General features: G+C 50.7%; 13 protein-coding genes. 8 read left to right on the forward strand and 5 right to left on the reverse strand.

Translation table 11 applies throughout. From position 1 onward, the window contains the following. Positions 1-91: 91 nt before the first annotated feature. On the reverse strand, positions 92-607 hold the full coding sequence (gene ompX / locus B4923_RS15620; RefSeq protein ID WP_109055300.1) for an outer membrane protein OmpX: 516 nt from the start codon (positions 605-607) through the stop codon (positions 92-94). 396 nt (positions 608-1,003) lie between these two features. Between ompX and rhtA the strand changes: the two genes are divergently transcribed. The 5 genes from rhtA to glnQ all read left to right on the forward strand — a co-directional run bounded on the left by rhtA (position 1,004) and on the right by glnQ (position 5,542). Further along, on the forward strand, positions 1,004-1,894 hold the full coding sequence (rhtA, locus tag B4923_RS15625) for a threonine/homoserine exporter RhtA (protein WP_109055440.1): 891 nt from the start codon (positions 1,004-1,006) through the stop codon (positions 1,892-1,894). 413 nt (positions 1,895-2,307) lie between these two features. Beyond that, a complete protein-coding gene (gene dps / locus B4923_RS15630; protein WP_109055301.1) occupies positions 2,308-2,811 on the forward strand; it encodes a DNA starvation/stationary phase protection protein Dps in 504 nt (167 codons plus the stop codon). A 453-nt stretch (positions 2,812-3,264) separates the two neighbouring features. After that, on the forward strand, positions 3,265-4,011 hold the full coding sequence (gene glnH, locus B4923_RS15635) for a glutamine ABC transporter substrate-binding protein GlnH (protein WP_109055302.1): 747 nt from the start codon (positions 3,265-3,267) through the stop codon (positions 4,009-4,011). A gap of 152 nt (positions 4,012-4,163) precedes the next feature. Then, positions 4,164-4,823, forward strand: coding sequence for a glutamine ABC transporter permease GlnP (glnP, locus tag B4923_RS15640; RefSeq protein WP_109055303.1), 660 nt, complete (start codon positions 4,164-4,166; stop codon positions 4,821-4,823). Beyond that, on the forward strand, positions 4,820-5,542 hold the full coding sequence (gene glnQ / locus B4923_RS15645; RefSeq protein ID WP_109055304.1) for a glutamine ABC transporter ATP-binding protein GlnQ: 723 nt from the start codon (positions 4,820-4,822) through the stop codon (positions 5,540-5,542). Before glnP ends, glnQ begins: the two co-directional genes overlap by 4 nt. Before the next feature lie 43 nt (positions 5,543-5,585). On the opposite strand, the gene B4923_RS15650 is transcribed toward glnQ, so the two are convergent. The 3 genes from B4923_RS15650 to dinG all read right to left on the reverse strand — a co-directional run bounded on the left by B4923_RS15650 (position 5,586) and on the right by dinG (position 10,697). Beyond that, positions 5,586-7,445, reverse strand: coding sequence for a M3 family metallopeptidase (locus B4923_RS15650; protein ID WP_109055305.1), 1,860 nt, complete (start codon positions 7,443-7,445; stop codon positions 5,586-5,588). Between the two features lie 61 nt (positions 7,446-7,506). Continuing rightward, positions 7,507-8,475 (reverse strand): DNA-binding protein YbiB, encoded by a 969-nt coding sequence (gene ybiB, locus B4923_RS15655; protein WP_109055306.1) that lies wholly within the window; start codon positions 8,473-8,475, stop codon positions 7,507-7,509. 122 nt (positions 8,476-8,597) lie between these two features. Then, entirely contained in the window at positions 8,598-10,697 is a 2,100-nt protein-coding gene (dinG, locus tag B4923_RS15660) for an ATP-dependent DNA helicase DinG (protein ID WP_109055307.1), read from the reverse strand. A 160-nt stretch (positions 10,698-10,857) separates the two neighbouring features. Here dinG and B4923_RS15665 point away from each other — a divergent pair, with 160 nt between their 5' ends. From B4923_RS15665 to B4923_RS21125, 3 genes are all read left to right on the forward strand, one after another. Beyond that, the gene (locus B4923_RS15665; RefSeq protein ID WP_109055308.1) at positions 10,858-11,745 is read left to right on the forward strand and encodes an AraC family transcriptional regulator; all 888 of its coding nucleotides are present in this window, start codon (positions 10,858-10,860) and stop codon (positions 11,743-11,745) included. A gap of 49 nt (positions 11,746-11,794) precedes the next feature. Beyond that, the gene (locus B4923_RS15670; RefSeq protein WP_109055309.1) at positions 11,795-12,430 is read left to right on the forward strand and encodes a LysE family translocator; all 636 of its coding nucleotides are present in this window, start codon (positions 11,795-11,797) and stop codon (positions 12,428-12,430) included. A 70-nt stretch (positions 12,431-12,500) separates the two neighbouring features. Continuing rightward, the gene (locus B4923_RS21125; RefSeq protein WP_245929619.1) at positions 12,501-12,608 is read left to right on the forward strand and encodes a hypothetical protein; all 108 of its coding nucleotides are present in this window, start codon (positions 12,501-12,503) and stop codon (positions 12,606-12,608) included. Positions 12,609-12,642: 34 nt separating this feature from the next. On the opposite strand, the gene idi is transcribed toward B4923_RS21125, so the two are convergent. After that, a complete protein-coding gene (gene idi, locus B4923_RS15675) occupies positions 12,643-13,188 on the reverse strand; it encodes an isopentenyl-diphosphate Delta-isomerase (protein WP_109055310.1) in 546 nt (181 codons plus the stop codon). Between the last annotated feature and the right edge of the window lie 65 nt (positions 13,189-13,253).

Here is a 13,253-nt window from a genome sequence, read left to right on the forward strand (position 1 = left end):
AGGGATAAAAAAATCCGCCTCTTAAAAAAGAGGCGGATTTTGATTGACACATCTAACACCAAAACTGAAGGCAAAAGCCACTGGTTTTAGATTAGAAGCGGTAACCTACGCCAACAGCCCAGGTGCCGACATCAACACTGCGGATACGGCTTTGTTCGTAACCCACATCCAGAGCAACGTCCTGGATCGGGTTGAACTGCAAACCAGCACCGTAGGTGAAGCCATAATCGTCATTGCTCTGATGGGAAGAACCGTCAGTTTCGTTGCCGGTATATTTACCATGACTGAAACCAACAACACCGTAGATGCTTGCCCAGTCATTCAGACGATAGGCTGGGCCGGCAGTAAAGCCCATGTATTGACCTTTGGTGTATAAACCGTCGTTAGTATTGCTATCTCCCAAATAGGTGAAAGAACCAATTACACCCAGCGGATCATTATCTTGCTCATAACGATATTTCAGGTTAAAGCCTTTTGCTTTATTAATGACACCTTGAGCGTCACCCTGAGCATAACCGGCAGTCACCGTGCTCTGGCCAGCCATTGCGGAACCTGCGCTAACGGCTAATACACAAGCCAATGCTGAAAGACACGCGATTTTTTTCATATATACAGCCTCGAATTCATCTTATGAAAGAATACCTAACGCCCTAAATATAACAAACAAATGATAGACTTTCTGCCTGATAAATAATCTTCAATTGTACCTTTGATGTAACAAATATTTTCAAACTCGCGCTATCACGCTAATTATATTGATCTTTTAAAGAAGACAACCAAACCGGAAAATAATTCTCCACAAGGGGCTAAAACAGATAATTCTTAATTATTCGCTCAGTTTTCATGCTAATTAATTTGCATAAAAATACACCAGATAAATATATCGTAAATAAAAGTCAATAAAAGTAAGTTTTACCCCGACAAATCCTTTACAATTGACTAGTCTGGCAGTAATGTTTTTTCGTCCACCAGCATGATTTATTCCATTATTAAGGCCGAAAGCATGACCTTATCTTCTCAGCGAGTGCCGGCATTGCTTGCCATACTGCTGATCATTATATCCATGATCTCCATCCAAAGCGGCGCCGCGCTAGCCAAAAGCCTGTTTCCGGTGGTTGGTGCTACGGGAATAACCGCATTGCGTCTGGGTATCGGCACATTGATCCTTTGCGTCATTTTCAAACCCTGGCGGATGCGCTTTAGCAGTAACCGACTGCCGTTGATCGTTTATGGCGTGACGCTGGGGGGCATGAATTTTCTATTTTACCTTTCACTGCGTACTGTTCCTCTCGGCATTGCCGTAGCACTGGAATTTACCGGTCCACTCGCGGTCGCAATGTTATCATCACGCAGGTTGATCGATTTTGTGTGGGTTATTCTGGCGATACTGGGATTGTGGTTTTTATTACCGCTTGGACATAATATCGGCAATGTCGATATTACAGGCGCACTTTGCGCAATTGGTGCGGGCGCATGCTGGGCGTTATATATTCTCTTTGGACAAAAAGCAGGCTCAAATCATGGGCCGGGGACCGTTGCTATCGGGTCATTTATTGCTGCGATGATATTTTGTCCAATCGGGGTCATCTATGCTGAATCTGCATTATTTTCGCTCTCAATATTACCATTGGGTATTGCGGTTGCTATTCTTTCCACCGCGCTCCCCTATTCTCTTGAAATGATAGCCTTAACTCGTCTGCCGGCCAGAACCTTTAGCACACTGATGAGTATGGAGCCGGCGATTGCAGCCGTTTCTGGTATTCTGTTTCTCAACGAGCAATTGTCCTTTACCCAGTGGATGGCGCTATTATTTATTATTACCGCCTCTATTGGCGCAACGATGACGATAAAATCAGCCGCGCCTGCGGAGGAAGAAAATAATCACGCCGCATGATGTCTGGTCGATTTCCCACTCCCGCGCGTCCCCACGACGTTCACTTTCATCCAATCCTCACCAACCTCGATCGTTATCGGCCCTATGCTTCAATAACAGGAACTTATTTCATCTGATATTAACTGTTATATTTTATAGGAAAATCATTATTTAACCATAACGAAAGGATAATGATTATCATTATATGAAAATAAATTATTTCAATTTCGCTTAATGGGAATATCATTTTAGCTTATATCTGATGACCAGCGGTTGATCGCTATCAGAAAAAACCTGATAATAAAAATTATCGCCTATATCTTCTATAACTATTTATTCGATAGGTAATTCTTTTCAATATTTTGTTTGATTGCTGCTATAATTAACCAAGTTGAACAGTTAGATGATGAAAATTAAATAAGAGGATTATATTTATGCGTACCGCTAAACTGGTAAACCCCGCATCTTCCGAACTTATCTACACTCGTAATGATTTGGATGATGACGTGAAGACCTCTACTATCAAGCTGTTAAACCATCTGGTAGTAGACTTTATTGACCTGTCTCTGATAACCAAGCAGGCGCACTGGAACATGCGTGGCGCAAACTTTATTGCCGTACATGAGATGCTTGATGGTTTCCGTACTGCGATTACCGATCATCAGGACACCATGGCAGAACGTATCGTTCAGCTCGGTGGCGTTGCGCTGGGTACCGTACAGGTGGTCAACGAACAGACTTCGCTGAAAAGCTATCCAACGGATATCCATCGTGTGCAGGACCATCTGAAAGCGCTGGCAGAACGTTATGCCGTCGTCGCCAATGATGTTCGCAAAGCAATCACCAAAGCGGAAGATGAAGATACTGCGGATATCCTGACAGCCGCATCGCGCGATCTGGATAAATTCCTGTGGTTCATCGAATCCAATATTGAATGATGCCAACATTGAATGATGATTGTCATCGGGCTGCTTCGGCGGCCCTTTTTATTGGTGCCTGCTCGCCAGCGATTTTCCGCTTACCCGGGGATTTTGTTCATGATGTAACCCCGTTACGGTCATTACTCGCTATTTTATCCGTTTTAGCGCTCAAAAAATTAGCTTTTACCTGAAATATTGCAAGATAACCGCAATCAACGGTTGTTTCCCCGGTATAAATTAGTTAATCATAGCAACGCTCTGCGCAATGACATTGGATTAAAAAATGTTCATCTTCGGCAGAGCAACGACATAAAAACAACAGGTTAAGTAAAGCACTTGGTGACTAACCTAATGTTTTTGCAGGTTTTTTACTACAGTCGTTATTTTTGAACGATGTCTGATCGTGCCTGTAAAACATCGTCCCTATAAAACACAGGGCTTTCCACAACTGATATAAACAGGAAGGATTTGATGAAATCATTACTTAAAGCTTCTTTGGCTGCACTGACGCTGGCCATGAGTATTTCCAGCTACGCCGCAGAGAAAGAACTGATTGTCGCCACTGACACCGCATTCGTTCCATTCGAGTTCAAACAGGGTGACAAATATGTCGGTTTCGATATCGATCTTTGGGATGCTATCGCCAAACAACTCAATCTGAGCTATACCCTGAAACCGATGGATTTCAGCGGTATTATTCCTGCGCTGCAAACCCGTAATGTGGATCTGGCCCTGGCGGGTATTACCATTACTGACGAGCGTAAAAAAGCCATCGATTTTTCCGACGGTTATTACAACAGCGGCCTGCTGGTCATGGTGAAAGCCGACAATAATGAGATCAAAAGCGAACAGGATCTGGCCGGGAAAGTCGTCGCGGTGAAAAGCGGTACCGGCTCCGTCGATTACGCTAAAGCCAATATAAAAACGAAAGATCTGCGCCAGTTCCCGAACATCGATAATGCCTATATGGAATTAGGGACTAACCGTGCCGATGCCGTTTTGCATGATACGCCGAACATTCTTTACTTCATCAAAACAGCAGGTAACGGCCAGTTCAAAGCCGTTGGCGATTCTATCAAAGCACAGCAGTACGGCATCGCATTCCCGAAAAACAGCGATCTGCGTGAAAAAGTCAATGGCGCACTCAAGACTCTGCAAGAAAACGGCACTTATGCCGAGATCTACAAAAAATGGTTTGGTGTGGAACCTACACTCTAAATAATTCGAGCTGCCGGACAAAACGTTATCGTTTTTGAATAATGCAACGCGTTGGCCTTTTACGGGCGAGGCCCATGGAGGCAAAGCCAACGCCCATGCAACTCGAAGTATGACGAGTATAAGTAATTGCCGAATTAATCTGGAGATATTCCATGCAGTTTGACTGGAGCGCCATTTGGCCTTCTCTGCCCCTCTTGTTAGAAGGGGCAAAAATGACATTGCTGATCTCAGTACTGGGTCTGCTTGGCGGTTTGGTTATTGGTGTGCTCGCGGGCTTTGCCCGCGCTTACGGCGGTTGGTTTTCCAGCCGCGTCGCACTGGTATTTATTGAAATCATCCGCGGTACGCCGATCGTCGTGCAGGTCATGTTCATCTATTTCGCTTTGCCAATGATGCTGACCTCAGTGCGGATCGACCCTTTTGCCGCCGCGGTGGTGACCATCATGATCAACTCGGGCGCCTACATTGCGGAAATTACTCGCGGCTCGGTGTTGTCTATCCATAATGGTTTCCGTGAAGCCGGGCTGGCGCTGGGCTTATCCCGCCGCGACACCTTGCGCTACGTCATCGCGCCACTCGCGCTGCGTCGTATGCTGCCGCCGCTGGGTAATCAGTGGATTATCAGTATCAAAGACACCTCATTGTTTATCGTGATTGGCGTGGCGGAACTGACCCGTTCCGGCCAGGAAATCATCGCGGGTAACTTTCGCGCCCTGGAAATATGGAGTGCAGTCGCCGTGATTTATCTGTTCATCACGCTGGTACTCAGCTTCATCCTGCGTCGTCTGGAAAGAAGACTTAAGATTATATGATTGAATTTAAAAACGTATCTAAACACTTTGGTCAGACAAAAGTTTTGCACGATATCGATCTGAAAATTGACCAGGGTGAAGTGGTCGTGATTATCGGGCCTTCAGGCTCCGGTAAATCGACGCTGCTGCGCTGCATCAATAAGCTCGAAGAAATCACCAGTGGAGAACTGATCGTCGATGGGTTGAAAGTCAACGACCCGCGCGTTGATGAGCGCTTAATCCGTCAGGAAGCGGGAATGGTATTCCAGCAGTTCTATTTGTTCCCGCATTTGACCGCGCTGGAAAACGTCGCCTTCGGCCCGATCCGGGTTCGCGGCGCCAGTAAAAACGAGGCGGAAAAGCTGGCCAAAGCACTGCTGGCCAAAGTCGGTTTGTCCGAACGGGCGCACCACTACCCTTCCGAACTCTCCGGCGGACAGCAGCAGCGTGTCGCGATTGCGCGCGCGTTGGCCGTCAAACCTAAGCTGATGCTGTTTGATGAGCCCACTTCCGCGCTCGATCCGGAACTGCGCCACGAAGTGCTGACGGTCATGAAGGATCTGGCCGAAGAAGGCATGACCATGGTCATCGTGACCCATGAAGTCGGCTTTGCTCACAAAGTCGCTTCCCGTCTTATCTTCATTGATAAGGGCCGTATCGCAGAAGACGGCGATCCGGAAACGCTGATCACCAACCCGCCAAGCGATCGCCTGCGCGAGTTTCTGCAACACGTTTCCTGAGTCAACGCGTTAAAGGGTGCAACCGCACCCTTTAACTCATCAATTAGCGCGGATATTCCTTTTCAATAAACCCGGCAAAATCCTGACACATCGCCTCATCGCCTTTTTCATTATCAGCCAGAACACGATCGCCATCGACAATCCGTATCCGCGCGGACAAATCAAAATCCGCCCCGGACTGCGGGCGTAGCTGCGCCTGCGCCATGGTCGTCTGAGCCTGTTGCCAGGCTTCATCGACGGTCAGATTGCAGGCACGAGCCAGATATGCGGGATTAAACCCTTCACCGGTAAGACTGATCAAGGTTGCGTCATGACTGACGCTGTTTCCCGGCAGCCAGTAATGTTTTGCCAGATCGGGGCCAATTGCGGCGTTATCGGTCAGATAACCATCACGTTGCAGAAAATAGTGCCGGGTCTGCTCTACCGCCATCAGCGCCAGCAAATACCCCTGGTAGGAACAGGCTGACTCCATCGACAACAGATGCGGGATCGCCAGAGTAGGCCGCGGACTGCCGCTGATGCCCAGAATACGTTGCTCAACATCGCGCGCCAGTTGCGTCATCGCCGCCGGCGTCCGCTGCTCATCGGACCATGAATAGAGTTCCCACTCGAAGTAAGGCACCAACAGAATATGCCGTTCATTAAAGGCGCGCATCGGCTGACGGGTACTGATATCCGCACGGATCAGCTCATCAGGGATCGCCTCGCCCTGCGAGTTTTTTGCATAACGTTTCAACCAGTCGGCATCGTGCAACAGACTGTCGCAAAACATGGACTGGGTTTCCGCATAGGCCATGGACGTTGGCGGAAACTCCTGTGAGAAACACGGCGCATTTTGACGGATATTGGCAAAATGCGCGGCATGTCCCCCTTCATGAAACAGCGTATTAATACCGCTGGCGCCACTGCCCACCTGATCCGGTCTTGCCAGACTGGTGAAATTAATACGGGCCGGGATCCATTTATTCTGCTGGACAAAAGCGGGAACCGGCGCATGCATAAAGCCGTTTTCGTATTTACCCTTGCGCACCAGCAAATCAAGCTGCATTTCTGCGCCGTTAAAACCAATATGCAGACGTTTAAAACTATTGACCCAACGCGCCAGCGAAGCGGCAAAAGGGAAATAGGGATCAAGCTGGCGAGTGACATCGCCTGCGCTGGCGTAACGAACGTTCCACGGCAGTAATGCATCCGGTCCTTTCGACTCGGCCAACTCCCGCAGACTTCGGACATTCGCTTCGCGGGTTTGCGCTTCAAAAGGATCGAGAATGGCGAAAAGCTGTTCCGGCGACATGCGCTCGGTTTTATTGACCTTATAGTCAAAATAGTTGCGGTAACCCATCTGACGGGCAAAACGGTTACGCAGGCTAATCAACTCGGGAAAACCGTTATCCAACAACCACTGTTCCAGATCGCGCAGCGCCTGCTGAGAACTCTGTCGATAGGCTTCCGTATCATTCGTCGCCTGGTTGGTCAGCAGTTCACCTAATGACGCCGAAACCCATTCGCCTTTTGCATTCAGATGCGTCATCTCATACGCTTTGCGCTTCTCATACAGGGCGCTTTCCGCGGCGATAATGTCATCCATCAACGCCTGCGCCTGAGGATCTTCGATAACGTTACAGTCAAAAAAACGATACCACCCTTGCAGACCGTGCAACAATGCCTGCCGATTGTCACTTACCGGACCCGCTTCCAGCGCTGAGATGTGCTTGCGCAACTCAACCAAACGTTGCGGTTGAGAAATAAAACGCTTGTATGCGCTTTCCGCTACAGAAAACCGAGCGGACACGTCATCACTCCCCGTGCCCATATACAGTTGCCAGAACAGGTCTTCTTTCGCCTGATGAACGGCAAGATAATCGCGATTCAGCGCATTAAAATAATCCACACTCTGTTGCATGATATTTCTTCTCCAGGAGGGAAATAAGGATCATTGAGACAATATGTTACGCCCAATCGACCTATCCCAAACGTTTTCTAATCGTGGCGACGGCTTGTTCCATGGTTGGCGTTTCCCCGGTGGCTACCAGGCAGCAGGCAAGCTGTAAACGAATCGCATGCGGTATGGCAATTTCTCCGGCCAGACATTGCGCCGTCCAGCGCGCCGTGGTTGCCGCATCCTTCGCGATCGGCAGGCTGTCAGGCGCGACCACAATATCCTGCCGCAAATGCAGCACCTGCGTTTTTTGCTGGTGAATAAAGTGAATTTCCGGGCAGCGCTGCGGATTGGCATACACTTCCCCTTCCGTCCCCTGCATCAATAGGGCACGGCCGTGAATATCGTTAAAAAAGGTCCCGACGCGGGCAATATATTCAGGGTGCGATACGCTGGCGATCCTTAATGCCTCATCCTCTGCAAAAGGCGTCGCCACTTTCGCCAGAGTATGGCTGCTGTTACGCACCCCCATACGCCAGCGTAGCTGCAACTGCCGATCAATCTCAGGACACAACACTGAAACGGGGATAAACACCGGATAGCCTTCATCAATCTGCCGCTGCGCCTGTTCCGCACTCTCCACCTCCGCGATACCGAGGTTGCGCAGTATCTCGGCGCTGGTAACGCGCGTTGGATCTTCACTGACGCCATGAATGACTACGGGAAAGCCCAGCCTGGTCAGCAACAAAGCCAAAAGCGGCGTCAGATTAGCCTGCTTTCTCGCTCCGTTATAACTGGGGATGACAACCGGCATCGGGCGATTGACCGGAGGCTGAAGGCGAAGAACGCGCTCGTGCATGGCCTGATAAAAACCGAGCATTTCTGATTCAGATTCGCCTTTGATGCGGAAGGCGATCAGTAGCCCACCCAATTCAAGCTCGGGTACTTCGCCATTCAGCACCCGACGGTAAAGCTCGCCGGCGGTGGCCTGATCCAGATCGCGGGCATGATTTTTGCCGCGTCCGACCTCTTTAATAACCTTGGTGTAATCCATGCGGGCCTCTCGTTAACGGCGACACAGTTGATAGCTCGTCTGCGAAAATATCATGTTTCACTTTGGTCCGGGTAATGTAAACACGGCGGAGAGGAATAGAGATGCGTCAGGCGCAGCGCCCCTCAAGGCATCTCCCTTTCTTCAATCGGGAATACGGGCAGCGCGGCGAGCAACTGGGCGCCATAGCCTTTACTGAGCAAACGGCGATCGTAAATCACAATTTCACCAAAGCACTCATGGCTGCGGATCAAACGTCCCACCTGCTGGATCAGGTTAAACGATGCGCTGGGCAGGCTCTGTACCACAAACGGATGACGTTTCAGGCTCTTAAGCCATTCGCCTTCCGTCAGAATGACCGGGCTGTCGATCGGCGGAAAGGCTATTTTGTGGATATGAACCTGAGACAACAACTCGCCTTTCAGATCCAGTCCTTCAGCAAACGACTGTAGGCCAATCAGTACGCTGGTCTGCCCCGCCTCAACACGCTGTCGATGCAGTTCAACCAGCCGGTAACGAGGTTTATCGCCCTGAACCAGTAGCATCAGGCGCAAATCGGTCACCTGCGTCAAAAAAAGCTGCATGGCGCGCTGACTGGCGAACAGCATCAGCATGCCGCGATGCGTACCCTTTTCCAGTTCTGCCCTGAAAAACGCGGCCATTTCAGCAATATGCTGCGCTTCGTTCGCCATCAGCGGTTCATAACGCATTTTGGGGATCACCAGCCGCCCTTGTTCCCGGTGATTAAACGGGGAATCCAGCGTAATAAAATGATCCCCTTCCTGCTCGTTCAGACCGGAGAGTTCCTGTATCCGGGCAAAGCTGTTCAGCGAACGCAGGGTTGCCGATGTCACCACCACATGCGGCACCTTGCTCCACAGCAGTTTTTCCAGTTGATCGCACACCCGGATACCGGCGCAGTACAGATGCAAATGAACCTGCTTGTCGCGAATATCACGGGTGAGCCATTTGGAAACCGGCGCATTAGAGGATTTTTCCATCGCGGCCAACCGCCACAGTTTGCTCAGCGATTCCAGATAGCCCAGCGCCCGGCTCATCTTCAGCAGTGAATGATGCAAACGCACCACATCATGTTTGGCGGTTTTCTCGCCGAGATCGTTGAGCATGAATTCCGTCAGCGCGCGCAGCGTATCGGTCAGCTTGAACAGTCGGACACAGATCTCGCGCATTTCCTCCGGCATTTGCCCCATCGGAAAGCGATATTCGGCCTCACTGCCGTCACCCGGCAAAAATAACCCGCTGATTTGCGCGAACATCTGTACCTGTTCCCGCAGTTCTTCGCAATGGGCGGTCAGCCTTTCGCTGTGTGCCAGTCGCGGCGGCGACTTTGGCGCAAACTGCGCCATGCACTGACCGATCAACTGAACCAGCTGTTCCAGTTGCGACGTGATATAGGCCGGCGTCACATCACCCGACATTTCCAGCGTATCGCGAGCCACATCGGGAATATGGTGGCCTTCATCCAGCACCAGCAATAATTCTTTCGGATTGGGCAGCACCGATTCACTTTCCATCGCCGCCATGACCAGCGCATGATTGGTCACCACCACATCCGCCTGCTCAATCTCACGTCGGGCGACGAAAAAAGGACACGACCGGAAATAATGGCAATTATGTGCAAGGCAGTTTGCCTTATCGGTACTCAGCTTGCGCCACAGGCTGTCATCAATCGATTCCTGATAATGATCGCGCAATCCGTCCCAGGCGTAGCTTTGCAACGCTTTCTCAATCCGCGCGCAAAGCCCCTGTTCCTCCCGGCTAGAAGGCGCAAGCTCATCATCCAGAAACAGCGTTAAATCGCCCTGAGCATCGACATCGGTTGCCAGCCTTGCCAGATTGCGCGGACAGACATAGCGTCCCCGGCCAAACGCCGCGGTAAACGTCAACTCAGGGATAAATTTCTGCAATAAAGGCAGGTCTTTGCTGAAAATCTGATCCTGTAACGCCACATTGGCGGTACTGACCACCAGCGTTCTTTCCTCTGCGCGCCCTACGGCAATGCCGGGGATCAAATAGGACAGCGTCTTTCCCACCCCGGTAGGCGCTTCAATAACCAGATGGCGCGGATAATCGCCCGCCAGCGTTTTCGCCACTTCGGCAATCATCTGTCGCTGGGGGATACGAGGGATAAAATCCGGGATCTGCTGTTGCAGGGCCTTATACCATTGACCTATCTGTAATTTTATTGCGGGGGACAGCGCCATGCATTCTCTGTATTGAGTGAATCTGACGGGCATTGTCCCACAGACGGGGAAACACGTCAGCCGATATCACACATTGCCGGTACTCCGCCTCGACAATTTCCATCTCAAAGATTAGGGTAAAGGTTGCCGCCATGATTGGGATTAAGGTGCTGCTGAAACTATGTCATGTAAAAACATATCATCTAAAAACAGGTCGTCCGTTTGTCACGTCGAGCAAACCTACTGGTTTTCACCGCTGTTGCCTCATCTGGAAAGTCGCTCAACCTGGCACAGCCGTCAGGCGTATAAAACGCATACCCACCCGCAGTTCTCCATCGGCGCGATTGAACAAGGAGGAACGCGCAGCCATTACCGGGGGCAGCAGCACCTGCTACAGGCCGGCGATCTGATCCTCATCGATCCCCATCAGCCGCACAGCTGTAATCCCCTGCCGGGGCAAACCCGCAGCTATCATATGCTCTATCTGGATACGGCGTGGTGCCTGCAACAACTATCCAGACTTTGTGGTCATCCCGTAACATCGCTGCACTCGCGTGGTGTTGTTCTGCAAGATCCGGCACTATTTACCCGTTATCAACATCTGATCGCCCAACTTCATCAGGGAGACATTGCCGCCGCCGAAAAAACGCTGCATCACCTCATCACTCCCATCCTGCAACAATATTGTCTCCCGGTGGAACCGGCTCCGTATTCATCCTTTCCCCCGGAACCCACATACCATACGACGACACGCTACGTGCGCCAGCGTTTGCTGAGTAACCTGCAAACGTCGCCATCGCTGGAAGCACTGGCCGCAGAGCTGAATCTGCGGCGGGAAACCATTGTGCGCCAGTTCCGTCGCGAGACAGGCGTTACGCCGATGGCCTTTCTGAATAACGCCCGCGTGGAATATGCCAAGACGTTGCTGCGTCAGGGCACGCCGCTGGCCGATGCCGGGTATCAAAGCGGTTTTTGCGATCAGAGCCATTTCCACAAGACATTCGTTCACTATACGGCAGCAACGCCCGGGCAATACCGGCATTCGCGATCAATATTTGACAATAAATAGCCCTGCCGATTGCCTAGACTGACCCCGATTATTTTTCGAGGTCACAGGTATGATACTTATCAGTACATTATTTCCCGCTAATTTTCCGGCACTGGCATTGGCTCACTTTGTGGCGCTGTTGAGCCCGGGACCCGATTTTTTCTTATTGACCGCCTACGCTATCCGCTATCACTTGCGCGGCAGCGCCGGTATCTGTCTGGGCATTGCATTGGGGAACGGTATTTATATTTTGCTCGCGACGCTCGGCTGGGCGGGCATTCAGCACTCGCCACGGCTATTTAGTCTGATTGAACTGAGCGGCGCCTGCTATCTGCTGTGGATTGGCTATCAACTGCTGAAAAGTCGTTCATCACCGCAACTCCAGCCTGTTCGACAAACAGAAACGCCCCTGACGTTGGGTCGGCAAATGCTGCTGGGTCTGGGTTCTGCGTTACTCAATCCTAAAAACATGCTGTTTTACATCAGCCTGATGACCACAATTCTGGGGCAGAATGTCACGGCCACGCAGCAGATCGTTAGCGGCGGCTGGATGTTTTTCATCGTACTCGGCTGGGATTTGTTGATTGCGGCGCTGATTACACGCCCATTGGTACAACAACGGCTTCAACGTTATCTGAACATCATTGAACGCGGCGCAGGGGTTGTTTTGATCTTCTTTGGCCTGATTCTGCTGTTTCATCGTTAAGTGACGTCCACGCCTTGTTTCACCCGCTGAAGGCTTTATAATCCGTGGCAGTTAACAAAAGGATAACCTGATGAGTTTAAGCAAACTGGGTATTATCGGGCTGTTCGCGCTGTGTGCCATCGGCGGGATCGGCGGCGTCATGCTGGTGGGGTACATCATTATTGTTCACGGCGGTTGACCGTTGCCCGCAACATCAACGACCGTGTCAGCATTTATGCGCCGCGGGCATGGTCAATCTGAAATTGTTCCCAATAGGCGGGAATGCGTGAGAAGGTCAGCCGGAACCAGGCCGTGAAGCGTTCCGGTGACCTATCCATACTTTGTTTGATCTGTTCCAGCGATAGATATTCATAGCCCGCCGCCTCTTCAGGATTAACCAGGGGAACGTCATCGGTTATACCAAAATAGACATGCCCCAACTCATGTTCGGTGAGTCCATTATCCAACGGTAATCGGTAAGTCAGCGTAAACATGGGAGTAAGCGGGCAACGCAATCCCATTTCCTGATACAGCCGGCGATGCGCAGCCTGCACTGTCTCTTCTCCCGGCGCGGGATGGCTGCAACAGGTATTACTCCATAATCCACCGCTGTGATATTTGTCTTCCGCCCGTTGCTGAAGCAGCAATTGCTGACGGGAGTTGAACACATAAACGGTTACGGCACGGTGTAATAATCCTTTCTCGTGCGCTTGCTGCTTTTCCATCACGCCAGTTGGCTGATCGGTTTCATCAATCAGAATGACTTCCGTCAACGGCATACTGCTCTCTCTTCACTACATAGTCGTACATGATATAACACGCCGCCGGTTAATACCGGCGGTGC

Origin of the sequence: Brenneria roseae subsp. americana (assembly GCF_003115815.1) — a bacterium.
Classification (GTDB): Bacteria; Pseudomonadota; Gammaproteobacteria; order Enterobacterales; family Enterobacteriaceae; genus Brenneria; species Brenneria roseae.